25 protein-coding genes are annotated in these 25,067 nt (G+C 73.1%); 3 read left to right on the top strand and 22 right to left on the bottom strand.

Annotated elements, in window-relative coordinates; genetic code table 11:
• Nucleotides 1-74 precede the first annotated feature (74 nt).
• Nucleotides 75-968, top strand: coding sequence for a COX15/CtaA family protein (locus tag ACTHMS_RS08410; RefSeq protein WP_440306250.1), 894 nt, complete (start codon nucleotides 75-77; stop codon nucleotides 966-968).
• A gap of 133 nt (nucleotides 969-1,101) precedes the next feature.
• On the opposite strand, the gene ACTHMS_RS08415 is transcribed toward ACTHMS_RS08410, so the two are convergent.
• The 13 genes from ACTHMS_RS08415 to ruvC form a co-directional block, all read right to left on the bottom strand.
• Nucleotides 1,102-1,791, bottom strand: a complete 690-nt coding sequence (locus ACTHMS_RS08415; RefSeq protein WP_440306210.1) for a class F sortase — start codon at nucleotides 1,789-1,791, stop codon at nucleotides 1,102-1,104.
• Between the two features lie 106 nt (nucleotides 1,792-1,897).
• Nucleotides 1,898-2,794, bottom strand: a complete 897-nt coding sequence (locus ACTHMS_RS08420; protein ID WP_440306211.1) for a hypothetical protein — start codon at nucleotides 2,792-2,794, stop codon at nucleotides 1,898-1,900.
• Nucleotides 2,795-3,004: 210 nt separating this feature from the next.
• On the bottom strand, nucleotides 3,005-4,360 hold the full coding sequence (locus ACTHMS_RS08425) for a DUF445 domain-containing protein (protein WP_440306212.1): 1,356 nt from the start codon (nucleotides 4,358-4,360) through the stop codon (nucleotides 3,005-3,007).
• A complete protein-coding gene (locus ACTHMS_RS08430) occupies nucleotides 4,357-5,217 on the bottom strand; it encodes an ATP-grasp domain-containing protein (protein ID WP_440306213.1) in 861 nt (286 codons plus the stop codon). Before ACTHMS_RS08430 ends, ACTHMS_RS08425 begins: the two co-directional genes overlap by 4 nt.
• 130 nt (nucleotides 5,218-5,347) lie before the next feature.
• Complete coding sequence (locus tag ACTHMS_RS08435; protein WP_440306214.1) at nucleotides 5,348-6,295, bottom strand: heme o synthase; 948 nt, start codon at nucleotides 6,293-6,295, stop codon at nucleotides 5,348-5,350.
• 62 nt (nucleotides 6,296-6,357) lie between these two features.
• Complete coding sequence (locus ACTHMS_RS08440) at nucleotides 6,358-6,906, bottom strand: adenine phosphoribosyltransferase (RefSeq protein WP_440306215.1); 549 nt, start codon at nucleotides 6,904-6,906, stop codon at nucleotides 6,358-6,360.
• Nucleotides 6,903-8,012: a protein translocase subunit SecF gene (secF, locus tag ACTHMS_RS08445; protein WP_440306216.1), complete on the bottom strand. Its 1,110-nt coding sequence runs from the start codon at nucleotides 8,010-8,012 to the stop codon at nucleotides 6,903-6,905. The genes ACTHMS_RS08440 and secF overlap by 4 nt, the downstream gene beginning before the upstream one ends.
• Nucleotides 8,012-10,174: a protein translocase subunit SecD gene (secD, locus tag ACTHMS_RS08450; protein ID WP_440306217.1), complete on the bottom strand. Its 2,163-nt coding sequence runs from the start codon at nucleotides 10,172-10,174 to the stop codon at nucleotides 8,012-8,014. The genes secF and secD overlap by 1 nt, the downstream gene beginning before the upstream one ends.
• A 111-nt stretch (nucleotides 10,175-10,285) precedes the next feature.
• Entirely contained in the window at nucleotides 10,286-10,564 is a 279-nt protein-coding gene (yajC, locus tag ACTHMS_RS08455; RefSeq protein ID WP_440306218.1) for a preprotein translocase subunit YajC, read from the bottom strand.
• Nucleotides 10,565-10,574: 10 nt separating this feature from the next.
• Nucleotides 10,575-11,642 (bottom strand): Holliday junction branch migration DNA helicase RuvB, encoded by a 1,068-nt coding sequence (ruvB, locus tag ACTHMS_RS08460; RefSeq protein WP_440306219.1) that lies wholly within the window; start codon nucleotides 11,640-11,642, stop codon nucleotides 10,575-10,577.
• Entirely contained in the window at nucleotides 11,639-12,247 is a 609-nt protein-coding gene (gene ruvA, locus ACTHMS_RS08465; protein WP_440306220.1) for a Holliday junction branch migration protein RuvA, read from the bottom strand. The genes ruvB and ruvA overlap by 4 nt, the downstream gene beginning before the upstream one ends.
• On the bottom strand, nucleotides 12,244-12,801 hold the full coding sequence (locus ACTHMS_RS08470; protein ID WP_440306221.1) for a hypothetical protein: 558 nt from the start codon (nucleotides 12,799-12,801) through the stop codon (nucleotides 12,244-12,246). The genes ruvA and ACTHMS_RS08470 overlap by 4 nt, the downstream gene beginning before the upstream one ends.
• Nucleotides 12,798-13,316: a crossover junction endodeoxyribonuclease RuvC gene (gene ruvC / locus ACTHMS_RS08475; protein ID WP_440306222.1), complete on the bottom strand. Its 519-nt coding sequence runs from the start codon at nucleotides 13,314-13,316 to the stop codon at nucleotides 12,798-12,800. The genes ACTHMS_RS08470 and ruvC overlap by 4 nt, the downstream gene beginning before the upstream one ends.
• Nucleotides 13,317-13,457: 141 nt before the next feature.
• Here ruvC and ACTHMS_RS08480 point away from each other — a divergent pair, with 141 nt between their 5' ends.
• Nucleotides 13,458-14,270 (top strand): site-2 protease family protein, encoded by an 813-nt coding sequence (locus ACTHMS_RS08480; RefSeq protein WP_440306223.1) that lies wholly within the window; start codon nucleotides 13,458-13,460, stop codon nucleotides 14,268-14,270.
• A gap of 12 nt (nucleotides 14,271-14,282) precedes the next feature.
• On the opposite strand, the gene ACTHMS_RS08485 is transcribed toward ACTHMS_RS08480, so the two are convergent.
• The 9 genes from ACTHMS_RS08485 to pgsA form a co-directional block, all read right to left on the bottom strand.
• Nucleotides 14,283-15,860 (bottom strand): hypothetical protein, encoded by a 1,578-nt coding sequence (locus tag ACTHMS_RS08485; protein ID WP_440306224.1) that lies wholly within the window; start codon nucleotides 15,858-15,860, stop codon nucleotides 14,283-14,285.
• A 28-nt stretch (nucleotides 15,861-15,888) separates the two neighbouring features.
• Nucleotides 15,889-16,644: a YebC/PmpR family DNA-binding transcriptional regulator gene (locus ACTHMS_RS08490; protein WP_440306225.1), complete on the bottom strand. Its 756-nt coding sequence runs from the start codon at nucleotides 16,642-16,644 to the stop codon at nucleotides 15,889-15,891.
• Nucleotides 16,641-17,300, bottom strand: a complete 660-nt coding sequence (gene pdxT / locus ACTHMS_RS08495) for a pyridoxal 5'-phosphate synthase glutaminase subunit PdxT (RefSeq protein WP_440306226.1) — start codon at nucleotides 17,298-17,300, stop codon at nucleotides 16,641-16,643. The genes ACTHMS_RS08490 and pdxT overlap by 4 nt, the downstream gene beginning before the upstream one ends.
• Nucleotides 17,301-17,404: 104 nt before the next feature.
• Entirely contained in the window at nucleotides 17,405-18,301 is an 897-nt protein-coding gene (gene pdxS, locus ACTHMS_RS08500) for a pyridoxal 5'-phosphate synthase lyase subunit PdxS (protein ID WP_440306227.1), read from the bottom strand.
• Nucleotides 18,302-18,364: 63 nt separating this feature from the next.
• A complete protein-coding gene (locus tag ACTHMS_RS08505; protein WP_440306228.1) occupies nucleotides 18,365-19,441 on the bottom strand; it encodes a DUF3048 domain-containing protein in 1,077 nt (358 codons plus the stop codon).
• Nucleotides 19,438-19,980, bottom strand: coding sequence for a hypothetical protein (locus ACTHMS_RS08510; RefSeq protein WP_440306229.1), 543 nt, complete (start codon nucleotides 19,978-19,980; stop codon nucleotides 19,438-19,440). Before ACTHMS_RS08510 ends, ACTHMS_RS08505 begins: the two co-directional genes overlap by 4 nt.
• Before the next feature lie 24 nt (nucleotides 19,981-20,004).
• Entirely contained in the window at nucleotides 20,005-21,138 is a 1,134-nt protein-coding gene (locus ACTHMS_RS08515) for a glycosyltransferase family 4 protein (protein ID WP_440306230.1), read from the bottom strand.
• A 1-nt stretch (nucleotide 21,139) separates the two neighbouring features.
• Nucleotides 21,140-22,084, bottom strand: a complete 945-nt coding sequence (locus tag ACTHMS_RS08520; RefSeq protein ID WP_440306231.1) for a phosphatidylinositol mannoside acyltransferase — start codon at nucleotides 22,082-22,084, stop codon at nucleotides 21,140-21,142.
• Nucleotides 22,084-22,713, bottom strand: coding sequence for a phosphatidylinositol phosphate synthase (pgsA, locus tag ACTHMS_RS08525; RefSeq protein WP_440306232.1), 630 nt, complete (start codon nucleotides 22,711-22,713; stop codon nucleotides 22,084-22,086). Before pgsA ends, ACTHMS_RS08520 begins: the two co-directional genes overlap by 1 nt.
• Nucleotides 22,714-22,862: 149 nt before the next feature.
• On the opposite strand from pgsA, the gene ACTHMS_RS08530 reads away from it, so the two are divergent.
• Complete coding sequence (locus tag ACTHMS_RS08530; RefSeq protein ID WP_440306233.1) at nucleotides 22,863-25,049, top strand: elongation factor G-like protein EF-G2; 2,187 nt, start codon at nucleotides 22,863-22,865, stop codon at nucleotides 25,047-25,049.
• The last annotated feature ends 18 nt before the right edge of the window (nucleotides 25,050-25,067 follow it).

The raw sequence follows: 25,067 nt of genomic DNA on the forward strand, positions 1-25,067 counted from the left end.
GCGGCCGCGCGGTGGTTCAAGTGGGAGTGACGGCCGCGCCGCCGCTGCCGCTCGGCACGTCCGTACGGCGGCGACTGCCCGGCTGGGTGCACTCCCCCGCACTGCTGCGACGGCTGGCGCTCGCGGCGGTCGTGGTGAACGTCGGCATCGTCGTCACCGGCGGCGCCGTGCGCCTGACGAACTCCGGGCTCGGGTGCCCGACATGGCCGCACTGCGCCGGTGACTCGCTGGTGCCGCACGCCCAGCTCGGCTACCACGGCGCGATCGAGTTCACGAACCGCACGCTCACCTTCGTCGTCGGGCTGACGCTGCTCGTGACGCTGCTGGTCGCGCTGGTGCAGCGCCGCGGGCGCGCGCTCGCGCTGGTCGCGTTCCTCGGCATCCCCGCCCAGGCCGTGCTCGGCGGGATCGTGGTGCTCACCGACCTCAACCCATGGCTGGTCGGCGCCCACTTCCTGCTCTCGTCGGCGATCATCGCCGTCGCGGTGCTGCTGTGGTGGAAGGTGGGCGACCGCGTGGTGTCGCCGGTGCCGCAGGCCGTCGGCTGGCTGCTGCGCGCGCTGGTGGGCGTCACCGCGCTGGTGCTCGCCGTCGGGACGGTGGTCACGGGCACCGGCCCGCACGCCGGCGACCTGACCCACGGGCACATCCGGCGCATCGGCCTCTCGACCGCCGGCGCGGCCCAGCTGCACGCCGACCTGGTCATGATCCTCATCGGCCTCACCGTCGGGGCCGTCGTCGCGGCGCACCTGCTGCACCTGGCGGTCGTGCGGACGGCGGCGGTCGCGTTGCTCGGCGTCGAACTGGCGCAGGGGCTGCTCGGCTACGTCCAGTACTTCCTGCACGTGCCGGCCGTGCTGGTCGGCCTGCACATGCTCGGCGCCTGCCTCACCTGGGTGGCGGCCCTGCTCGTGCTGCTGCGCACCCGCGCGTCCACCCCGGCCACCGCGACCACCGCGACCACCTGACCGCGTCCGCTCGCCTCGACCACCTGACGCGCCCGCTACCCCGATGATCCCGCTACTCCGATGATCTCGGGAAAACCCCGGTGATCGCAGGGGTTTTCCCGAGATCATCGGGTGTCGCGGGCGCGTGGTGCGGTCAGGCGGGGAGGGCGTAGAGGAAGACGTTGTCCTCGTACGAGCCGGTGTCGGGGTCGAAGGCGCCGCCGCACGAGACGAGCAGCAGCCGTCCCGACGGCCGTGAGGCGGGCCCGAACGCCGAGGTCTGGTCGAACAGCGCCCGCCGCAGCGACGGGTCGGCGGCCAGCTGGTCCTTGCGGTACTCGCGGCCGGCGGTGACCCGGTAGGCCAGGGTGCGCCCGTCGGCGAGGGTGACGGTGAAGCGGCGGCCGATCGCGTCGTGCGCGTACTCGGCGAGGTCGGCGAAGGCGCCGGCGACGGTGCGCCCGTCGATGACGTAGTCGATGTGGCTGGTGAGGATGGCCGTGCCGGTCGCCGCGCCCGGCATGGCGTCCTGCCTGGCCCAGCTGACGTCCCGCGGGTCGGCGGGGACGTACAGCGCGCCGTTCGGCTCGAGGTCGTGGGCACCGATGCGGGCGTGCACGCCGTGCGGGTGGTTCGCGCTGGCCCACGGGATGGAGATTGCGACCGGGACGCCGGGGGCGGGTGTCGGCGCCGGGGCGCTGGTCGAAGCGGCGGACGTGCTGGTGATGCTGCCGTCCGGAGCAGGCGGGGCGGTGCTGCTGGGCGGCGGGACGCTGCCGGTGAGGTCGGTGGGCAGCGGCGCGGCGGCGGCGCGCGGGCCGCCGCCGGTCGCGTCCACCGGCATGCGCAGGATGCTGGCGCCGCTGATCAGCAGCGCGACGGCGGCGAAGAGGACGAGCGTGCCGCGGGCACGCCGTCCGTCTTAACCCCCGTCGGCGGGACGCGGAGCGTCAGTGGGCACGACCACGGATCGGCCGAAGACCGGTCGCCATGAGCGCCAGCGCCGCACCGAGCAGCAGCAGGGCCAGGCCCCACGTGGTGCGCGAGCCATTATCGACCGGGGCGTGCAGGCCGGCGTCGACCGCGCCAGGGATCGGTCCGGCCGAGGTGGCCTGCCCGGCGACACCCACGGTCTCGCTGCTGCTGGTGCTCGTCGGGTCGCCGGCGGACGACGTGCCGGTGGCGTCGACGCCCGAGCTGCTCGAGCTCGGCGGCGGGTCGGACGGGCTCGTGGCGCAGCTGTCACCCTCGGCGCACGTCGGGGTGTCCGTCGGCGGCGCGGTCGTGCTCGACGAGGACGACGGCGGCTCGGTCGTCGTGGACGACGACGACGGCGGCTCGGTCGTCGTGGACGACGACGACGGCGGCGCGGTCGTGCTCGACGACGACGACGGCGGCTCGCTCGTGATCGACGACGACGACGGCGGCTCGGTCGTCGTGGACGACGACGACGGCGGCGCCGTGACGAGGGCGCAGCCGTTGTTCCAGATCGCCTGGCCCTCGGCCGTCCAGTTCAGCTCGTAGGTCGTGCCCTGGTAGACGAACGGCGGGATGATGTCGCCCCACGTGCCGTGCTTGGTCGGGACGAGGTTGGTGCTCGGGTCCTTCAGGTGGGCGTCGTAGGCGCCGGCGGCATCGACGGTGGGTCGCGTCCACGGGTTGTCGACCGACGAGGTGGCGTGGCAGATCGTGACGTTCTCGCTGTCGGCCTTCGGCGTCGACGCGGTCGACGAGCCGGCGGAGATCGCCAGCAGGGCGCCGCTGGTGGCCGAGGCGGCGGCGAGGGTGAGCAGCGCGCGGCGACGGCGGAGGCCGCCGGAGGGCGCGCTGGAGCGGGTGGTGGTCATCGTCGGTCTCCGGTGTGCGGGGGTCGGAACGGAACTGACCGGCCCAACGAGACCACCGGTGGGGACGGCGGGGACGCGACTGCATGCTGTCAGCGACGCTGACGCAGCGTGCCGATCCGACTGCGGTCGGTGACCGGGCGCTACCCGTCCAAATCACCCGTGTCGCGCACCGTCGAAGATCGATTGGCAGCTTCGTGCCATGACCGTCCGTCAGAACAGGTGCGCCAGGGTGTAGATGAGCAGGCCGGCCAGTGCACCGACCACGGTGCCGTTGATGCGGATGAACTGGAGGTCGCGGCCGACCTGCAGCTCGAGCCGGCGGCTGGTCTCGGCGGTGTCCCACCGCTCGACCGTCGTCGTGATGACCGCGGCGAGGTCGTCGCCGTAGTGGCTGACCAGGTGCCCGGTCAGCTTCTGCAGGGCCTGGTCGACCTTCCCGGCGATGGCGGGGTCGTCGCGCAGGGCGGTGCCGGCGCGCAGCACGAGCGACTCGATGCTGCGACGGAGGTCGGAGTCGGGGTCGACCGCGCCGTCGAGGATCAGGCCCTTCACCGTCGTCCAGAGGTCGCTGAGGTAGCTGCGCACGGCGGGGTGGTCGAGCAGTTCCAGCTTCGCGTCCTCGATGCGGGCGGCCTGCTGCGGGTCGGTGCGCAGCCGCTCGGCGAACTGCTCCAGCTGCTCGGTGACGTTGCGGCGCAGGGCGTGCTCGTCGTCGCCGATGACGTCGCCGAGGAAGTGCTGCACGAGCGAGAAGCCCTTGGCGAAGACACGCTCGTCGACCCACTCCGGCACCCAGTCGGGCGACTCCTGGGCGACCTTCTGGCGCAGCACGTCGCGGTTCTGGTCGAGCATGGTGCTGATGCCCCGCAGCACCGCGGTGAGGGCGCGCTGGTGCTGGCCCGAGTCGCGGGCGGCGTCCAGCAGGCGGGCGAGGATCGGGGCCACCTCGACCTCGCGCAGCCGCTTGTCCGCGAAGGACGCGACCGCGTTGCGCAGCTCGTCGTCGCGCAGCAGGCCCGCGAGCCCGCCCACCGACCGCGCGGCCTCGGCAGCGAGCTCGCGCGCGTGATCGGGGTCGGCGAGCCACTCGCCGAGCCGACGCGGGATGCGGGCCTGGGCGACCCGCTCGCCGATGATCTCGGGGGTGAAGAAGTAGTCGCTGACGAACTCGGCCAGGCTCTCGCCGATCTGGTCCTTCTTGCGCGGGATGATCGCCGTGTGCGGGATCGGCAGCGCCAGCGGGTGCCGGAACAGGGCGGTCACCGCGAACCAGTCGGCCAGGCCGCCGACCATGGACGCCTCGGCCGCGGCCTCGAGGTAGCCCCAGGCGCCGCGGCTGTGGCCGACCCAGTGGCAGACGGCGTAGACGACCGCGGCGAGCACCAGCAGGCCGGCCGCGGTGGCCTTCATGCGGCGCAGCGCCACGATGCGCGAGCGGTCCATCGGCCGGAACGCCGGCGCGCTTCCCGGCCCGCCGGCGGGCGCGTCGCCCTGTCCGACGGGCGGCGGGGCGGGCGTGGGGAACGGCCGGGGCCGGGCCGCCGGGCGCTTCGCGGTCGACGTCATGTCCGGGCCGCCAGCACGGACGCGAAGCGGTCGGCCGCGCCGGGCGCGTGCTGCAGGAACAACGACGGCTCGGTGAGCTCGAGTTCGATGATCACCGGGCCGTCCGGCGAGGGCAGCAGGTCGACGCGGGCGTAGAGCGGCACGCCGAACCGGTCGCCGACGAGGCGGACTGCCGCCTCGGCGACGGCGAGTTCGTCCGCGTCCGGCTGCGCCGCCGTGATCTGCTCCTGCACGTAGAGCTCCTGTCCGTCCACCGGGTGCACGGTGCCGGTCGGCAGCAGCGCTCCCTTCGTGATGGCGTGGCTCACCTGGCCGTCGAGCACGACGACCGCCCGCTCACCCTCGACGTCTACCCGTCGCAGGTAGGGCTGCATCAGCACCGTGCGTCCCGTCTCGTGCAGCGCGGCCAGATGCTGCCGGGCCGCGGCGAGGCCGGCGGGATCGGCGGGGAAGCGGCCCGCGCCGCGCGAGCCTGCGCCGACGGCCGGCTTCAGCACGAACTCGTCCTGCGGCGGAGTCGGCCACTGCTCGCCGGGCGGGATGGCGGTGGTCGGCACGGTGGGGATGCCCGCGGCCGCGAGCTCGGTCAGGTAGGTCTTGACGGTGTTCCACCGAAGCACCTCGGCGCGGTTCGCCAGCCGCGGCACGGTGGCCGCCCAGGCGAGGAAACCGGCCCGGTCGCGCCAGTAGTCCCAGGTGCTGCGCACGACCACCAGCGCGTCGTCCCACCGGGCCGCCGGGTCGTCCCAGACCTGCCAGCGCGCCGTGATCCCCCGGCGCTCGAGCGCCGCGGCCAGCTCGGCGGCGTCCTCGTCCCCCCGCGGGTACTCGGCACAGGTCGCGAGGATGACGTCCACGCCGATGACCTTACGGAGATGGCGTCGTCTCACGTGACCACCACGCGATGAGCGCTCGCGCGAAGAGCCGGCCGCCGCGACGCGGCCCGAGCGCAGCGAGGTACGGCGCGGAGCGTCCGTCAGGGCCGGTTCAGGAGGAACAGAGGACGTCGACGGCGACGGCGACGAAGACGAACGCGAGGTAGCTGTTCGACAGGTGGAACAGCTGCATCGGCTTGGCCTTACCACCGCGCGCGGTGACGCGCAGCAGGCGGTGCGCCGAGGCGAGCAGCGGTACCGCGGCCGCCGCGGCGAGCACGCCGTAGACCCACCCGGTGGCCGGCACGAGCGCGAGGGACGCGGCCACGGTGAGCCAGGTGTAGACGACGATCTCGCGGGCGACCCGCACCGGCGACGCCACGACGGGGAGCATCGGCACGCCGGCGTTCGAGTAGTCCTCGCGGTACCGGATGGCCAGCGCCCAGAAGTGCGGCGGCGTCCAGAAGAACACGACGGCGAAGAGCACGGCGGCGGGCCAGGCGAGCGAGCCGGTGACGGCCGACCAGCCGATGAGCACCGGCATGCAGCCGGCGGCACCGCCCCAGACGATGTTCTGGGAGGTGCGCCGCTTCAGCAGCATCGTGTAGACGACCACGTAGAACGCGATCGCGACGGCGGTGAGCAGCGCCGACAGCCAATTGGCCACCAGCCCCATGACCGCGATCGAGACGACGCCGAGGATGACGCCGAACACGAGCGCGCCCTGCGGCGACACGTCGTGCCGGGCGAGCGGCCGGTGGCCGGTGCGCCGCATGAGGGCGTCGATGTCGCGGTCGACGTAGCAGTTCAGCGCGTTGGCGCTGCCGGCGGCGAGCGTGCCGCCGATCATGGTGGCGACCACGAGCTGCCAGTCGGGCAGGCCCTTGGCGGCCAGGATCATCGACGGCAGCGTCGTGACGAGCAGCAGTTCGATGATGCGCGGCTTGGTGAGGGCGATGTAGGACGCCACCCGCCCGCGCCGGTGCCCACGCACCCGCGGGGTGCCCGCGACGGGGTCTGCCAGACCCGTCGGGACGGGCGCCGTGGGGGTCTGGGTCACGACATCGAGCGTACTTGCCGGTACCGGCTGCTTCGCGCCGACCTCAGCGTGATGTGTGCCGATCACACCGTGAGCAGCGCGTGCAGCTCGGCCCCGTACGCCGCCCGGCCGCCGAGGAATGACAGCTCGAGCAGCACCGCGGTCGACACGACGTCGGCGCCCGCCTGCTGCAGCAGGTCGGCGGCGGCGACGAGGGTGCCGCCGGTGGCGAGCACGTCGTCGATGAGCAGCACGCGGTGGCCGTCGAGCACGCCGACCGGCACCTCGAGGGTGGCCTCGCCGTACTCGAGCTGGTAGGTGCGCTTGACGGTCGGTGGAGGCAGCTTGCCGGCCTTGCGCACCGACAGCACGCCGCAGCCGAGCTTGCCGGCCACCGCCCCGGCGAGCAGGAAGCCACGGGCCTCGACGCCGGCGATCAGGTCGGTGCCCGACGGCGCGCAGGACGCGAGCGCGGACACCACGGTGCCGAAGGCCGCCGAGTCGGCGAGCAGCGGGGTGATGTCCTTGAACAGCACCCCAGGCGTCGGGAAGTCGGGGATGTCGCGCAGGCCGCCTGCGACCGTGGCTGCCGCGGCCGCGCCGGTGTCGCCGCGGTGGACGGAGGCGGTCATCGACGCCGCCGCTGCGGACGGGCGCCGGGACGCGGGGCGGGCGCCGGCCCGCCGCCGCGGTGCACGCCGACCGCGGTCGCGCCGGCGAGTTCGCCCGACTCGTCCGCGGCCTTCTTGGCGTCGCTCGCCCGCTTGGCGACGACCCGGCGGGTGAGCGCCTTGTAGGCCGGCTCGCGCTCGGTGAGGTCGACGACCACGGGCGTGGCGAGGAACAGCGACGAGTACGCGCCGACGGCGAGGCCGACGAACAGGATGAGCGCGAGGTCCTTGATCGTGCCGACCCCGAGCAGGCCGGCGCCGACGAACAGCAGTCCGGCGACGGGCAGCAGGCTGATGAGCGAGGTGTTGATCGAGCGCATCAGCGTCTGGTTGACGGCCAGGTTGGCGGCCTCGCTGTAGGTCATCCGCGACCCGGCCAGGATGTCCTTCGAGTTCTCGCCCACCTTGTCGTAGACGACGACGGTGTCGTAGAGCGAGAAGCCGAGGATGGTGAGCAGGCCGACGACGGTCGACGGCGTCACCTCGAAGCCGACCAGCGAGTAGATGCCGGCCGCGATGACGAGGTCATGCGCCAGCGCCACCATGGCGCCGACCGCCATGCGCCACTGGTACCGCAGCGAGATGAAGATGGCGGTCAGGATCAGGAAGACGATGAGGCCGTACAGCGCGTTCGTCGTCGTGTCATGGCCCCACGACTGGCTGAAGGTCGTGTAGCCGACGTTGCCCTTCGCGTTCAGCGTGGACGAGACGTCGGTCTTGACCTTCTCGCTGAGCGAGGACGCCAGGGTGTGGAATTGAGAGATGAGCTGCCGGTTCGACCCGGTGCCGACCACCTGGATCGCCGAGTCGGGCGTGACACCCGCCTGCGAGAACGCCGACTGCACCTGCGAGACGCTGAGCCGGCTGTTCGGGTCGGCGATCTGGAACTCGGTGCCGCCCTTGAACTCGATGCCGTAGGTGAACCCGCGGATGATCATGCTCAGGATCGCGATGAGCACGAGCACGGCCGAGAAGGCGTACCAGCGCTTGCGGTGCCTGATGAACTCGAACCGCGTCTCGCCGCGGTAGAGCCGCCGGACGAGGGACTGGTGCTGCGGCGCCGACATCAGCGGTCTCCCTTCTCACGCTGGCGCGCTCGTCGCGCGGCCGCGCGCTCGGCCGCCGTGCCCGCCTCCGGGGTGGTGCGCCGCCGCGGCCGCTCGGGCTCGTCGTCGCCGCCGGCCTCGTCGGTGGCGGTCTTCTCGAGCGTGATCGTGCCCGCGAACGCCGACGGCGCGGCAGGCTCGGCGGCCGGCGTCGCCTCGGCGGCACGGGACGCGGGCCGGGCGGCCGACGCCGTCGCCGGGACGACGCCCTCGCGCAACGAGTTGAGCCCGGTGAACGTCGGCGAGCCGAACGCGCGCGAGCGCGACAGCAGCGAGAGCAGCGGGTGGGTGAACAGGAAGACCACGACGAGGTCGAGGATGGTCGACATGCCCAGGGTGAAGGCGAAGCCCTTCACATCGGCCGAGGCGAAGTAGTAGAGCACCGCGGCGGCGAGGAAGGACACGGCGTCGGCCGAGAGGATTGTCCGCCGGGCGCGCACCCACGCCCGCGGCACGGCCACGCGGATCGACCGGCCCTCGTGCACCTCGTCCTTGAGCCGTTCGAAGAAGACGACGAACGAGTCGGCGGTGATGCCGAGCGCGACGATGAAGCCGGCGATGCCGGCGAGGTCGAGGGTGAAGCCGATCTGCCGGCCGAGGAACACCAGCGAGGCGTAGGTCAGGCCGGCCGACACGATGAGCGAGGCGATGGTGACGAAGCCGAGGCCGCGGTAGTAGATCAGCGAGTACAGCACGACCAGGATCAGACCGATGCCGCCGGCGAGCAGCGCCGAGTGCAGCTGCGAGGTGCCCAGCGTCGCCGACACCGGGCCGCCGCGCTCGAGCTTGAACGAGAGCGGCAGCGCACCGTACTTCAGCTGGTTGGCCAGGTCGTTGGCCTCGGACTGCGAGAAGTTGCCGGTGATCTGGGTGGCGACACCGCTGATCGTCGTGGTGTTCACCGGCGAACTGATCACGCGGCCGTTCAGGGTGAACGCGACGAAGTCGGGGCACGGCGTGGTGGACGTCGAGCAGCTGTAGACCTGGCCGCTGCTGGTCGACGTCGCGCCGCCGATGTTGTGGGCGCCGGTGTAGTCGCCCCACTTCTTGTCACCGGACGACTTGAGGTTGAGCGACACGCTCCAGGTCGGCGAACCGCCGTTGGACGGGTTCGGCGCCTGCGCGTCGGCCGAGTCGATCTCGGAGCCCTTCACGATCACCGGGCCGAGCAGGTACACCAGGTTGGTGCCGTACTGCTTGCCGTAGTCGCAGGCGATGTAGAAGTGGTTCGGCAGGTCGGGCTCGTCCTGCGCCGAGTCGCAGTCGAAGTTGCCGAGGTACGCGGTGATCTGCTGCACCTGCGCGGTCGTGAGGCCGTTGGCGGTGTAGACGTTCGGGCTGCTCAGCGCGGCCTCGAGCTTCGGGTCGGCCTTGAACGCCGGGGCGAGCGGGTTCGACGTGCACTTCGCGACCGGTGCCGCGCTCGACGCCGACGGGGCCGGGGCGCTGGGCGAGCCGCTCGCCGAACCGCTGCCCGAGGTGCTGGGCGACGGGGCGGTGCTGCTGCCCGAGGGCACCTTCAGCGGCGTGGCGCTCGCCCGCGGCGCCGTGCTCGACGCGCCGGTCGGGGCGAGCCGGTGGTGCGACGCGTCCTTCGGCGTGACCGACGACGACGGCGAGGTGGACGCCGACGGCGACGGCGCGCCCGACGACGACGGCGCGCTCGGCGAGCCGGTCGTCGACGGCCCCGCCGACCCGCTCGGGCTCGGCGTCGCGCTGCCGGCCGGGCGGCAGGTGGTGGCCGCCGCCGGGGCGACGAGGCCGCGGAAGTTCAGGACGGCCGGCTGGCCGAGCTTGGCGATGTCGGTCGAGGTGCCGCCCGGGATGGACACGACGATCTCGTTGGTGCCCTGGACGACCACGGTGGCTTGGGTGACGCCGCTGCCGTTGACGCGGTCCTCCATGATCGCCTTCGCCTCGTCCATGGCCGAGGCGGTGGGCGTCTGGCTGCCGCTGAGGGTGCGCGCCTGGAAGGTCGCCTGCGTCCCGCCGACGAGGTCGATGCCGAGCCGTGGGGTGTGGCGGTCACCCGGCCAGAGGGCCAGGGTGTACAGCAGGGCGATGATCGCGGCGAGCGCCAGGAAATAGCGTCCGACGCGGAGTTGTCCGGGGGCTGCAGCCACGGGGAACGATCTCCTCGGCATCGATGAGGTGGTCAGAAGGGCGCAGCGCTGGGCCGCCCCGTGCCGTCGGCCAGTATGACGGACGCGCCGGAGAACCGGCGGCGGCGGCTCTCAGGCGGTGCGCCGCACCGGGAGCTCCTGCGGGTCGCGCAGCGCGGCGAGGGCCCACTTGACCTCGACGCCGGGGGCGATCTCGAGCTGCACGGTGTCCTCGTCGCGGCGCACGACGGTGCCGAACAGACCGGACGTCGTCATCACCTCGGCGCCGACCTGGATCGCGTCGGCGCGGGCCTGCTGGGCGTCGGCGACCCGCTGCCGGTTGCGCCGGGCCATCACCGTCAGCGCGACCAGCACGAGGATGACGATGACGAGCGGGAGCAGGCTTTTCACGGCGACGAGCCTACGCGTCGAACAGCGTCGGCCCCTGTGTGCCGCCGGTGCCGGGGCCGGGCGGCACCGCGCCGAGGTGGTGCCACGCCGCCGGGGTCGCGACGCGCCCCCGCGGGGTGCGCGCGAGCAGGCCGGTGCGCACCAGGAAGGGTTCGGCGACCTCCTCGACGGTCTCGACCTCCTCCCCCACCGCGACGGCCAGCGTGCCGACGCCGACCGGGCCGCCGCCGAAACGGCGCACCAGCGCGTCGAGCACGGCGCGGTCGAGCCGGTCGAGGCCGAGTTCGTCGACGTCGTAGACGGCCAGCGCCGCCGCGGCCACCGCGGCGGTGACCCGGCCGTCGGCGCGCACCTCGGCGTAGTCGCGCACCCGGCGCAGCAGCCGGTTGGCGATGCGGGGCGTGCCGCGTGACCGCGAGGCGATCTCGGCGACGCCGTCGGCCTCGACGGTGACGCCGAGCAGGGCCGCCGAGCGGTGCAGCACGCGCTCGAGCTCGCCGACGTCGTAGAAGTCCATGTGCGCGGTGAAGCCGAACCGGTCGCGCAGGGGCCCGGTGAGCAGGCCCGCCCGGGTGGTGGCGCCGACGAGGGTGAACGGCGCCAGTTCGAGCGGGATGGCGGTCGCGCCGGGCCCCTTGCCCACGACCACGTCGACCCGGAAGTCCTCCATCGCCATGTAGAGCAGTTCCTCGGCCGGCCGGGCGATGCGGTGGATCTCGTCGATGAACAGCACCTCGCCCTCGGTGAGGCTGGTGAGCAGCGCGGCGAGATCACCCGCCCGCTCGATCGCGGGGCCGCTCGTGACACGGATGGCGCTGCCGAGCTCGGCGGCGACGATCATCGCGAGGCTGGTCTTGCCGAGCCCGGGCGGGCCGCTGAGCAGGATGTGGTCGGGCGGCCGGTTGCGCCGCAGTGCGCTCGCGAGCACCAGTTGCAGCTGCTCGCGCACCTTCGGCTGGCCGACGAACTCGTCGAGCTTCTTCGGCCGCAGGGACGCCTCGACCTCGCGCTCGTCGGGCACCTGCACCGGCGAGACGAGGTCCTCGTCGGCCGGGTCGACGTCGTGGGCGGGGCTCATGTGGTGCGGCCGAGCAGCTGGATCGAGCGGCGCAGCAGCACCGCGACGTCGGGCACCTCCGGCGCGTCCTCACTCACGGCGTCGACGGCCTCGGCGGCCTCCTTGCCGGTGAAGCCGAGCCCGGCGAGGGCGTGCAGCAGCTGGTCCTTCCACGGCGCCACCGGCGTGACCCCGGCGACGTCGGCCGCCGTGCCGGCCTGGTCGATCGGCCCGATGCGGTCGCGCAGTTCGACGACGATGCGCTCGGCCCCCTTGCGTCCGATGCCGGGCACCTTCACCAGCGTCGCGTAGTCGGAGGTCGCGATGGCCCGGCGCAGCTCGCGCGGCGGGTGCACGGCGAGCATCGTCTGGGCCAGCTTCGGGCCGACGCCGTTGGCGGTCTGCAGCAACTCGAACAGCGCCCGCTCGTCGTCGTCGGCGAACCCGTAGAGGGTCAGCGAGTCCTCGCGCACGACCAGGGACGTGGCCAGCCGGGCGGCATCCCCCACCCGCAGCCGCGCCAGGGTGCCGGGCGAGCAGGACACCGAGAGCCCGACGCCGCCGACCTCGACCACGGCGCCGTCGGGGCCGAGGGCGGCGACGGTGCCACGCACGCTGGCGATCATGCGTCCTCCTGCGGGTCGTCGGTCGCGAGGTGCCGCTCGGCGGCGGCCACGGCGAGCCGTGAGGTGGCCGCCTCGTCCAGTTCGAGGTCGGCGCGGATGCGCAGGGCCTCGGCGAAGTGCTCGCGGGCCTCCGTCCACATCGCCTGGTCGTAGTCGTTCAGGCCGGCGTGGTGGTGGATGAAGGCGGCGATCACCGGCCCGAACTGTCCGGCGGCGGCGAGCAGCTCGGTGAACAGCAGGGTCGAGTCGGCGAACTCGCCGCGCCACTGGTGCACGTGTGCGAGGCGCAGCCGGGCGAGGTGCTGCTGCGGCAGCGTGCCGGCCAGCTCGGCCCGCTCGACGGCGCGGCGGCCTTCGGCGAGAGCCTCGTCGAGGTCGCCCGAGACGCGCAGCAGCTCGACCAGCTCACCCCGGGCGAGCAGTTCGGCGATCTCGTCCGGCGCAGTGCGCACCGAGCCGCGCAGGCGCTCGATGCGCGCCGACACCGCAGCCGGGTCGGTCACGGCCTCGCGCAGCGTGTCGGGGTCGAGGGCGAACGCGAGCGGCTCGGTCATCGGGTGGCCACCTTCCGCACGGCGGCGTCGATGCGGGCCTGCGCGCCGCCGCGCCAGATCTGGCAGATGGCCAGCGCCAGCGCGTCGGCGGCGTCCGCAGGGGTCGGGACGGCGGGCAGCCGCAGCAGCCGGGTGACCATGGCGCCGTCCTGGGCCTTCTCGGCCGTGCCCGACCCGGTGACCGCCGCCTTCACCTCGCTCGGCGTGTGCAGCGCGACCGGGATGCCGGCCCGGGTGGCGGCGACGAGGGCGAGGCCGGCGACCTGGGCGGTGCCCATCACGGTCCGGACGTTGTGCTGGGCGAAGACGCGCTCGACGGCGACGACGTCGGGACGGAACTCGGCGACCGCCTCTGCGAGCGCGTCGGCCAGGTGCAGCAGCCGGCGGCCGACCTCGAGGTCGGCAGGGGTGCGCACGACCGCGACGTGGGCGAGGGTGAGCGCACGGCCCGGCGCGCCGTCGACCACGCCGATGCCGCACCGGGTGAGGACCGGGTCGACGCCCAGTACGCGCACGCCGCCTCCTCGCCCGATCACCGCCCCGCCGAACAGTCGTTCGACCACAGGGACGATACGGCGGCGGCGCGACCGGACGCCCGAGCGACGCGCCGCCCGCGCACGGCCGGCACCCACCGGAACCGCCCGTAGGGTGACCCGGTGTCCGTCTACGACTGGAACGCCGGCGGCCGGCGCCGCACCGTCGTCCGCCCGAGCCCGCTGTTCCTGATCGTCCTCGCGGTCACCGTCGTCGGCGGCCTCGTCGCCTGGTTCGAGACCGGGCAGGGCTCGCGGCTCGGCGACCTCGGCGTCTTCGTCTTCGTGCTCGCCGGCTGGGTCGTTTCGGTCTGCTTCCACGAGTTCGCGCACGCCTACGCCGCGCACCGCGCCGGCGACCGCAGCGTCGAGTCGGCGGGCTACCTGTCGCTCAACCCGTTCAAGTACGCGCACCCGGTGCTGTCGCTGTTCCTGCCGCTGCTGTTCATCGCGACCGGCGGCATCGGCCTGCCCGGCGGCGCCGTCTACCTGCACCCGCACATGTTCCGGTCGAAGGCGTCGCGGGCGCTCGCCTCGGCGGTCGGACCGGCCGTCAACCTGGTGCTGGGCGTCGTGCTCATCGCGGTCGCGAACAGCGCCGACGCCGGCCCGCACCCGCGGTTCTGGACGGCGCTGGCCTTCCTCGGGTTCCTGCAGATCACCGCGGCGGTGCTGAACCTGCTGCCGGTGCCCGGCCTCGACGGGTGGGGCATCATCGAGCCCTTCGTCGCGCCGGAGACCCGGCGGGCCGCGGAGAAGATCAAGCCGTGGGGCCTGCTCGGCGTCATCGTGCTGCTGACGATCCAGGACGTGAACGCCCGCTTCTTCGAGCTGGTGAACTGGGTCTACCAGCTCTTCGGCGGCAACGACTACACGCAGTCCCTCGCCTACTTCGGACGCCAGTTCTTCCGGTGGTGGGTCGCCAACCCGCTCTGACGCGTCCAGGGGTCAGGGCTGGGCGGTGTCGTGCACGACGCCGGCGAGCCCCCGGCCGGCGATGGCCGTCGTGAGCCGGGCGACGGCCGCCGAGAGCGCCGCCGGTGTCGGGTCGTCCGCCCGGCCGTAGGTCGATGCCTCGATGAGCAGCGTCCGGCGGCCGTCGGAGCAGACGACGTGCGTCGACGTCTCGTCCGTGCCCTTCTCGAGCAGCCCCTCGCAGCCGGCGGCGAGGCCGGCGAGCGGCGTCGTGCCGGCGTGGTCGATGCGGGCGAAGGTCTGCAGTTCGGCGAGCGTGCTGCGGCGCACCGCCGCCGGGCTCACCGGGTCGGTGAGGGCGACCTGGACGTCGGCGTCGGTGCCGGCCGGCCCGAAGGTCGTGTCGAACCACCACTGCCCGGTGATCGGCGCCGTCCCGCCCGGTGCGGCCGGGTCGAGGTAGGCGTGCAGCACCTCGCGCGCGTTCGTGTCGACGGTGTAGAACGCCGTGCCGTCACTCCATCCGCTGCCCGCGAGCCACGGCAGGTGCACCGCGCGCTCGGTGGGCGGCGACTCGAACGCACCGCCCTGCCAGAGCGCGCCGGCGACGACGGCGACCGCCGCCGCCAGCCCGGCCGCGGTCAGCCCGCGCAGACGCCGCCGACGCACGATCCGCTCGGCCGCGCCGGGTTCGAGCGGCCGGAAGCCGAGGCGCACCGCCGGTGCCCGGCCGACCTGCAGCGTCGCGTGCCGCCCCTGGCCGAACGCCGCGAGGGCGCCGGCGAGCGACGGCGCCCCGGCCGCCCGCCGGCGACGCCGTTCCGCCCCGGCGCCGATGGTCAGGTAGCCGGCGGCGCCGAGGGTGATCACGGCGAGCATGACCGTCACGACCGCGATGAGGACGTAGTCATGGCCGCCGACGAGATAGGCGACGTTGTTGCCGGTGTCGTGCTCGAAGACCGTCCAGCGCTGACCGGTGCGGGGGTGGTGGTCCTCGGCCAGCGTCCGTCCGTACGGGGTGTCGAGGTAGTAGTTGCGGTGGCCGCGTGAGCTGACCTCGTACCCCGTCACGGTGGCGTCGTCGCCGATCGTGACCACCGGACCGCCACGGCCGTGGTTGCCCCGGTAGGCCGGCACCACGTTCCACCCGGCCGCGGCGGTGCAGCCGAGCAGCACGACGACCGCGAACAGGCCACCGGACGACAACAGGGCCTTGCGCCGCAGCAGCGGCAGCAGCCCGTGCAGATGCTGCTCGCCGCGCACCACCGGCTCACCGCCGCGGGCGAACGCCGGCACGAGCGCGGCGGCGACCCGTCCCGCGCGGCCGAAGCGCACCGCCACCTGCGCGACCAGCGCGCCGGCCATGATCGACAGCAGCACGACGAAGACGGGCCCGATCACCGCGTCCAGCTGCCAGAAGAACGAGGTCGTGCGGTCGAGGACGACCTCCTCGAGCAGGAAGGTCGCCGCGGCCCAGACGATGACGCCGGCGAAGGCGAGCCGCCACACCAGGCGCAGCCCGCGGCGGAGCTCGACCAGGGTCAGCAGCCGCAGGACGTCGACCTGTGGCTGCGTCGGCGCAGCGTCGTCGACCTCCGCATCGACGGCCACGCCGCCGGGCATAACGTCGGCAGGCGGGTCAGCCCGCCTCAACGGCCTCGAGCACGTCGTCCGGCACGTCGAAGTTGGCGTAGACGTTCTGCACGTCGTCCGAGTCCTCGAGCGCGTCCACCAGGCGCAGCACCTTGCGGGCGCCCTCCTCGTCGAGCGGCACCTGCACCGACGGCAGGAACGAGCTGTCCGCCGAGTCGTAGTCGATCCCGGCGTCCTGCAGCGCGGTGCGCACCGACACCAGGTCGGTGGCCTCGGAGATGACCTCGAACGAGTCGCCGAGGTCGTTGACCTCCTCGGCGCCCGCGTCGAGCACGGCGGCGAGGACGTCGTCCTCGGTGCGTCCGTTCTTCGGCACGATCACGACGCCCTTGCGGCTGAACAGGTAGGCGACCGAGCCCGGGTCGGCCATCGAGCCGCCGTTCCGCGTCATCGCGGTGCGCACGTCGGTGGCCGCGCGGTTGCGGTTGTCGGTGAGGCACTCGATCAGCAGCGCCACGCCGTTCGGGCCGTAGCCCTCGTACATGATCGTCTGCCAGTCGGCCCCGCCGGCCTCGGCACCCGACCCGCGCTTCACCGCGCGGTCGATGTTGTCGATCGGCACCGAGTTCTTGCGGGCCTTCTGGATGGCGTCGTACAGCGTCGGGTTGCCGTCGGGGTCACCGCCGCCGGTACGGGCCGCGACCTCGATGTTCTTGATCAGCTTCGCGAAGAGCTTGCCCCGCTTGGCGTCGATGACGGCCTTCTTGTGCTTGGTCGTCGCCCATTTGGAATGGCCGCTCATCGGGAATGCCTCACCATCTCGCAGAAGTACGCATGCACCCGCCCGTCGCCGGTCAGTTCCGGGTGGAACGACGTGGCGAGCAGGTTGCCCTGACGGACGGCGACGATCCTACCTACGGACGCGCCGGTGCTCACCCGCCCGAGCGGCTCGGCCCCCGGCCCGACCTCCTGCACCCACGGCGCCCGGATGAACACCGACCGCACCGGGCCGCCCTCGATGCCGTCGACCTCGACGTCCTCCTCGAACGAGTCGACCTGGCGGCCGAAGGCATTGCGCCGCACGGTCATGTCGATGCCGCCGAACGTCGCCTCGAGCGGGTCGCCGCCGTCGTCGACCCGGTCGGCCAGCAGGATCATGCCGGCACACGAGCCGTACACCGGCCGGCCCTCCTTGATGAACGCCCGCAGCGGCTCGAGCAGGTCGAAGATGCGGGCCAGCCGCACGATCGTCGTCGACTCGCCGCCCGGCAGCACCAGCCCGTCGACCTCGCCGAGCTCGCGCTCACGCCGCACCGGCACCGCGCGGACGCCGACGTCGGTGAGCATGCGCGCGTGCTCGCGCACGTCACCCTGCAGAGCCAGCACGCCCACCGTGGGCGGCACAGTCGTCACGCTGCTCCCTCTCGTCCCGCCGATCGTGTGCAGGACGCGCGGCATCGTGCGCGCGCCGTGCACAAGGTCGACATCACCGCGCCGATCGTGTGCAGGACGCGCAGCATCGTACGCGCGTCCTGCACAAGATCCGGATGCGGCGGATCCGCCTACCAGCCGCGCTCGGCCAGGCGGTGCGGCTGCGGGATGTCGTCGACGTTGATGCCGACCATCGCCTCGCCGAGGCCGCGCGAGACCTTGGCGATGACGTCGGGGTCGTCGTGGAACGTCGTGGCCTGCACGATCGCCGACGCGCGCTGCGCCGGGTTGCCGGACTTGAAGATGCCGGAACCGACGAAGACGCCCTCGGCGCCGAGTTGCATCATCATCGCGGCGTCGGCGGGGGTGGCGATGCCGCCGGCGGTGAACAGCACGACGGGGAGCTTGCCGAGCTCGGCGACCTCGCGGACGAGCTCGAAGGGCGCCTGCAGCTCCTTGGCGGCGACGAAGAGCTCGTCGGGCGAGAGGTTCTGCAGGCGGCGGATCTCGGCACGGATGGTGCGCATGTGCGTGGTGGCGTTCGAGACGTCACCGGTGCCGGCCTCGCCCTTCGAGCGGATCATCGCCGCGCCCTCGGTGATGCGCCGCAGCGCCTCACCGAGATTGGTGGCGCCGCAGACGAACGGCACGGTGAACTGCCACTTGTCGATGTGGTGCGCGTAGTCGGCCGGGGTCAGCACCTCGGACTCGTCGATGTAGTCGACGCCGAGCGACTGCAGCACCTGCGCCTCGACGAAGTGGCCGATGCGCGCCTTGGCCATGACGGGGATCGAGACGGCATTGATGATGCCGTCGATCATGTCGGGGTCGCTCATGCGCGCGACCCCGCCCTGCGCGCGGATGTCGGCGGGCACGCGCTCGAGGGCCATGACCGCGACGGCCCCGGCGTCCTCGGCGATCTTCGCCTGCTCGGCGTCGACGACGTCCATGATGACGCCGCCCTTGAGCATCTCGGCCATGCCGCGCTTCACGCGGGCGGTGCCGACCTCAACCTGCTGTTCGGACATGCCCACAGTCTACGGACGGCCGCACCCTGCATCCGCCGCGCGAGGGTGAAGCTGTGCGCGGGCTCAGCCGCTGACGGCGACACCCTTGCGGATGAGGACGACCCAGCTGTTGCCGGGCGCGAGCGGGATGCGCTTGCCGTTCACGGTGAAGGTGGTGCCCTTCTTCGGTCCGGGGCGCGACCACGTGCCGTCGATGCGCTTCCCGCCGCGGAAGATGGAGACCGGCCCCGACCCGACGGTGAAGGTGTACTGCGACGGGTTGCCGGCGATGTCGGTGTCCTGCGGGTGCGACACCACGCGGCAGGACTGCACGATGAGGTTCGTCGTCGCGACCGGGACGCCGGCGGCGGTGTACTGGCGCTGGCCGTCGATGTAGCGGACGTACTTCTTGAGCTTCGGGTCGTAGCGGAACTCGACCGCCGTGCCGTTGCTGTACGAGCCGGTGACGACCGTCCGGACGTCGGTGCCCGTGGAGGTGCGGAAGCCGGCGATCGACGGGCTGAAGGTCCAGCCGATGTTCTGCGCGTAGGGCGTCTTGATGTGCGCGGAGACCTGCGCGACGTCCAGGACGAGGTTCACGTAGCCGTGGTCGTTGTCGTGCGGCTGTCGCGAGTAGTAGGCCCGTCCGGCGTCGTTGCTCCAGCTCTGGATGCCCGACCGGTTCAGCAGCGGCAGCGAGTCGTGGGCGCCACCGGAGTAGGCCTCGGTGATCTTGCCGAACTGCAGCAGCAGCTCGGGATCGCTCGGCCGCGTGCTGCGGACGTAGCCGACCTGGTTCGGCACGGTGGTGGCGAAGACCGCCGCGAGGCGGGTCAGCCCGCCCTCGACCGCCTCGATGTAGACGATGTCGGCCTTGTCGATGTTGACCTGCGGTCGGCCGTTGACGCTGTCGTCGACCTTGACCACCACGACCCGGTGCTTCGGCACGCCACCGATCCCGGTGAACGGGTTGGTCGCGGGACCGGGCGCCGGTGCCGGCGCGCTGCTGGACGAGGACGCCGAGCTGGGCGCCGACGACGGTACCGACGACGACGGCGCCGACTTGCCACCACCGCCGCCGCAGGCGGTCAGCGCCAGGGCGGCGCCGGTGAGCGTGGTGGCGACGGTCACGGGCAACCGGCGGCGGGGGGACGAGATCAAGGGTGGTTCCTCCGTGGAGCGGCCGGCACGCTGTCGTCGATGTCGAAGAAGTCGGGAAGGTCGCGGCGTCCCGCAAGCCTAAGCAGCCGCGGCAGCCGGCGCCCGCGTAGCGACCGCGTGTCGCGCACCGCGTCGTTGTAGAAGCGGCGCGCGATCTGCACCCGGGCGGCAGCCTCCCGCAGTTCCGCGTCGGCGTCGGCCGCCAACGTGGGGCCGTCGGCCTCGAGGAGGTCGAGCAGGGCGCGGCCGACCTGGTTCTCGACGCCCTCGCGGCCGAGTCCGTCGACGTCGCGGGCAGCCAGCGCCGAGCCCGCCAGCTCGGCGAGCCGCGTCCGCTCGGCCGGCGGCAGCCCGCCGGTCGGTGTCTCGGCGACGTGCAGCAGCGCGGCGTCACGGCGCACCAGTTGGGCGTCGAGCGCGGCCTGCGCCGCGTCGACCCGGGCGTGCAGGCGGTCGAGCCGGGTGATGGTGAAGGTGACCCACGACGTCAGGAGCACGGCCACCAGCACGGCGAGCACGAGCCAGACGACGGTGGGCATCCGAGCACCGTAAGCGCCGAAGCGTCAGGCGACGATCCCGGCTCCGGCAATCGCCAGTTCGTACACCCGCAGGATCTGCGTGACGATCACGTCCCAGTCGTACGGGGCGACGGCGGCGCGGCCGGCTGCGACGAGCCGGGCGCGCAGGTCGGCGTCGTCGAGCACCGTGCGCAACGCGCCGGCCAGCGCGTCGGGGTCGCCGGTGGTGAACAGCTGCCCCGCGGTCCCGCCGCCGAGCACGCGCCGGAACGCGTCGATGTCGCTCGCGACGATCGCGGTGCCGGCGGCCATCGCCTCGAGCAGGATGATGCCGAAGCTCTCCTGCCCGGTGTTGGGCGCGCAGTAGACGTCGATGCTGCGCAGCAGCCCGGCCTTGTCGGCCTCGCTCACCTGTCCGAGCAGATCGACACGGGCGGAGAGGGCCGGAGACAGCTGGTCACGGAAGGCCTCGGCCTCGCCACGGCCGGCCACGACCAGCCGCAGGCCGGGACGCTCGGGCACGAGCCGCTCGAGCGCGGCGACCAGGATCTCCATACCCTTGCGCGGCTCGTCGTAGCGGCCGATGAAGCCGATCGTGCCGCCCTCGCGCGGGTAGCCGGCGAGCGGCACGGCCTGCCGGTAGTGCTCGACGGCGACACCGTTCGGGATGACGACCGCATCACCACCGAGATGTTCCACGAGCACCTTGCGCGCGGCCGGCGAGACGGCGATGCGTCCGCTCAGCTTCTCGAGGAACGGCTGCAGCACCGTGTCGAACATCGACAGGAAGCGCGACCGCACGGTGGCCGCGTGGAAGGTCGCGACCAGCGGCCCGTCGTGGATCATGCAGGTCAGCAGCGACAGGCTCGGCGGTGCCGGTTCGTGCACGTGCACGACGTCGAACTCGCCGTCCTTGAGCCAGCGCCGCACCCGGGCGGCCGACACCATGCCGAACTGCAGCCGGGCGACCGACCCGTTGTACGGGATCGGCACGGCCTTGCCGGCGACGACCACGTAGGGCGGCAGCGTCGGGTCGTCGTCGGCGTCGGAGGTGTCGCCGGGGGCGAGCACCGACACGGCGTGGCCGAGGGCGAGCAGCTTCTCGGCGAGGTCGCGCACGTGCGCCTGGACGCCGCCGGGGATGTCCCACGAGTAGGGGCAGACGATGCCGATGCGCACGTCAGGCCCGCGGACGTGCGGCGGCGACCCGGGCGGCCGCGCGGGGTGAGAGGTCGGCCAGCCAGAGCTTCTGCAGCATGTGCCAGTCGACCGGGTGCGCCTTGATCTCACGGGCGAAGAAGTCGGCGAGCTGCTGGGTGGCCAGCCGCACCTGCTCGCCGAGCCCGGTGTCCGGCAGGTCGAGCGGCGGCGCGATCGTCTGGCCCCAGCCGTCACGGGTGTACCAGACGTGCACCGGCAGCAGCGCCGCGCCGGTGCGGGCGGCGAGCAGCGCGGGGCCGGGCGGCATGCGCGTGGGCTCACCGAAGAAGTCGACCTCGACACCGTGCCGCGAGAGGTCGCGGTCGGCGAGCAGGCAGACGACCTTGTTGGCCCGCAGCCGGTCGGCGAGCACGTCGAGCGGCGGGCGCTCCCCACCGGTGAGCGCGATGATCTCGAAGCCGAGGCTCTCGCGGTACTCGACGAACCGCCGGAACAGCGACTCGGGCTTGAGCCGCTCGGCGACGGTCGTGAACGGCCCGTGCCGCTGGACGAGCCACACGCCGGCGACGTCCCAGTTGCCCGAGTGCGGCAGGGCGAGCACCGTACCGCGCCCGCGCTCGAGTGCTGCGTCCAGGTGCTCGGTACCGACGGTCGTGGTGCCGGCCTTCGCGGCGACCTCGCGCAGATCCATCTTCGGCAGGCGGAAGGTCTCGAGCCAGTAGCGCGAGTACGAGCGCAACGCGTCGCCGACGTAGGCGTCCATGAGCAGTTCGGAGACGTCCGGCCCGAGCACGCGGCGCAGGTTCTTCCGCAGCTGCTGGGCGCCCGGCCCGTTGCGCACCGTCGCGGCGTCCGCCCCCGCCTGGAACCAGCGTTCGCTCAGCGGGCGCGGCACGGACTTGATGGCGCCCCATCCGGCGGCGTAGCCGAGGTCGACGGCGCGACCGCGGGCGCGCTCGAACATCAGCCGACCGGTGCGCGGTCGAGCGCCCGCGACTGCTGGTACACCGTCGCGAAACGCTGCCACACCGTGATCGTGGACGCCGCGACGAGCAGCCAGAGCGCGACGGCGAGGATCGCCTTCGGGCCGAACAGGCCGGTGAAGCCCGCGCCGACGAGCACGACGATCAGCCGCTCGGCCCGTTCGGCGATGCCGACGGTGGCGGTGAGCCCGGCGCCCTCGGCGCGGGCGCGGATGTAGGACGTGAGCGCGCCGAGCACCAGGCAGAGCAGGGCGGCGAGCAGCATCCAGCGGTCGTGCCGCAGGCCGTAGTACCAGGCCAGCGCGCCGAAGATGGCGGCGTCGGCGACCCGGTCGCAGGACGAGTCGAGCACGCCGCCGAACTTCGTCGGCCGGCCGCTCGCGCGGGCGACCGCACCGTCGAGCATGTCCATCAGCACGCACAGGGTGATCAGCAGCGAACCGAGGAAGAACCAGTGCGGGCCCTTCGGGTAGAAGATCGCCGCGAACAGGACGACGCCGATGGTGCCCGTGACGGTGATGGCGTTCGGGCTCACGCCCTTGCGGGCCAGCGAGGTGCCCACCGGGGTGAGGGCTCGCGAGATCGCGTCACGACCGAGGATGTTCAGCACGCGGCGTTGATTCCGTTTCCGTCCGGGGGCTCGAGGATACCGGGTGCGCTCCGGGCCGCCCCGGGATCGACCGTTTGTCAAGCCTTGTCCACCTGACCGGTGCGGGTGTCGAATGCCTGAAACCTCTTCCAACTCGGGGGGACACCCGTATGTCGAAGAAGCCGACGCAGTCCAGGACGACCAGCAAAGGGACCGCGGCGGCGTTCGTGCCGGCCGACCGTCCGGAGAAGATCCGCAACGCGGCCCTGGTCGGGCACTCGGGTGCGGGCAAGACCACCCTCGTCGAGGCACTGCTGGCGGCGACCGGCGTGATCCCCCGCGCGGGATCGGTGGCCGAGGGCACGACGGTGAACGACCACGACCCGGTCGAGGTCGCGCAGCAACGCTCGGTCGGGCTGTCGGTGTGCCCGGTGCCCTGGGACAACGTCGTGGTCAACCTGCTCGACACCCCGGGGTACCCCGACTTCACCGGCGAGCTGCGCGCGGGGCTGCGGGCCGCCGACGCGGCGCTGTTCGTGGTGTCGGCCGCCGACGACATCGACCCGATCACGGTGTCGCTGTGGGAGGAGTGCGCGCGGCTCGGCACCCCGCGCGCCGTCGTCATCACGAAGCTGGACGCCCCGCGCGCCGACTACGAGGGCACCGTCGCCACCTGCCAGCAGCTGTTCGGCGGCGAGGACGGGCAGGACGCGCTGCCGCTGTACCTGCCCGTCGGCGGCGGCGCCGAACAGGCCCCGACCGGGCTGGTCGGGCTGCTCACCCGCGTCCACTACGACTACTCGGACGGGTGGCCGGCGCAGGAGGCGCCGCTGCCCGACGACGTCGACCTCGTCCCGGCGCGCGCCGCCCTCATCGAGGCGATCATCAACAACAGCGAGGACGAGACCCTGCTCGAGCGCTACCTCGGCGGCGAGGAGATCGGGCTCGACGTCCTCATCGACGACCTCGAGACGGCGGTCGAGCGCGGCACGTTCTTCCCGGTGCTGCCGGTGTGCGCGACGACCGGGCTCGGACTGGCCGAACTGCTCGAGGTGCTGGCGGGCGGCTTCCCCTCCCCCGCCGAGATGTCCCCGCCGGCGGTGACCGGACTCGACGGCGCGCCGGCGCCGGCGCTCAGCTGCGACGCGTCCGGCCCGCTGGTGGCCGAGGTGGTGCGCACGACCGTCGACCCCTACCTCGGACGTCTCTCGGTGCTGCGGCTGTTCTCGGGCACGTTGACGCCGGAGACGGCGATCCACGTGTCGGGTCACGGCGGCGCCTCGCGCGGGCACCCCGACCACGATGTCGACGAGCGGGTCGGGCAGGTGCACTCGCCGCTGGGCGCCACGCTGCGTCCGGTCGATCGGGTGATCGCCGGCGACATCTGCGCGATCTCGCGGCTCGGCAGCGCCGAGACCGGCGACACGATCTCGGCCAAGGCGCAGCCGCTGCTGATCGAGCCGTGGGAGATGCCCGAGCCGCTGCTGCCGATCGCCGTCCAGGCCGCGACGCGGGCGGACGAGGACGCGCTGGCCAAGGCGTTGGCGCGGCTCACGGCCGGCGACCCGACGGTGCGGGTCGAGCGGCACGCCGACACCGGCCAGCTCGTGCTGTGGTGCCTCGGCGAGGCGCACGCCGACGTCGTGCTCGAGCGGCTGCGCGCGACCGGTGCGCACGTCGAGACGGTGCCACTGCGCACCGCGGTCATGGAGACGTTCACCGTCGAGGCACGCGGGCACGGGCGGCTGGTCAAGCAGTCGGGCGGGCACGGGCAGTTCGCGGTCTGCGACGTGATCGTCACGCCGCTGCCGCGGGGGTCGGGCGTGCAGTTCGCCGAGAAGGTCGTCGGCGGTGCCGTGCCGTCGCAGTTCATCGGCTCGGTCGAGAAGGGCGTGCGCGCGCAGCTCGCGGCGGGACTCGACCAGGCGCACATCCCGGTCACCGACGTGCTGGTGACCCTCGTCGACGGCAAGGCGCACAGCGTCGACTCGTCCGACGCCGCCTTCCAGACCGCGGGTGGGCTGGCGGTGAAGGACGCGGCCACGTCGGGCGCGCCGGCGTTGCTCGAGCCGCACGCCCGTGTCGACATCACCGTGCCGGACGCCTACGTCGGGGCGGTCATGTCCGACCTGTCCGGCCGGCGGGCCAAGGTCACCGGCTCGGAACCCGACGCCTCGGCCCCCACGGGCATGGAGCGCACGGTCGTGCACGCCGAGGTGCCCGACGCCGAGCTGACCCGCTACGCGATCACGCTGCGCTCGCTCACCGCCGGCACGGGCCGGTTCACCCGCGAGTTCGCGGGCTACGACCTTGTGCCGACGACGGTGGCGTCGTCGCTGCGCCCGGTGCCTGCGTAGGCGGTCGTGTCAGAGCGC

Origin of the sequence: Jatrophihabitans sp. (genome assembly GCF_051960575.1) — a bacterium.
In the GTDB taxonomy this organism is placed as follows: domain Bacteria; phylum Actinomycetota; class Actinomycetes; order Mycobacteriales; family Jatrophihabitantaceae; genus JBQCEE01.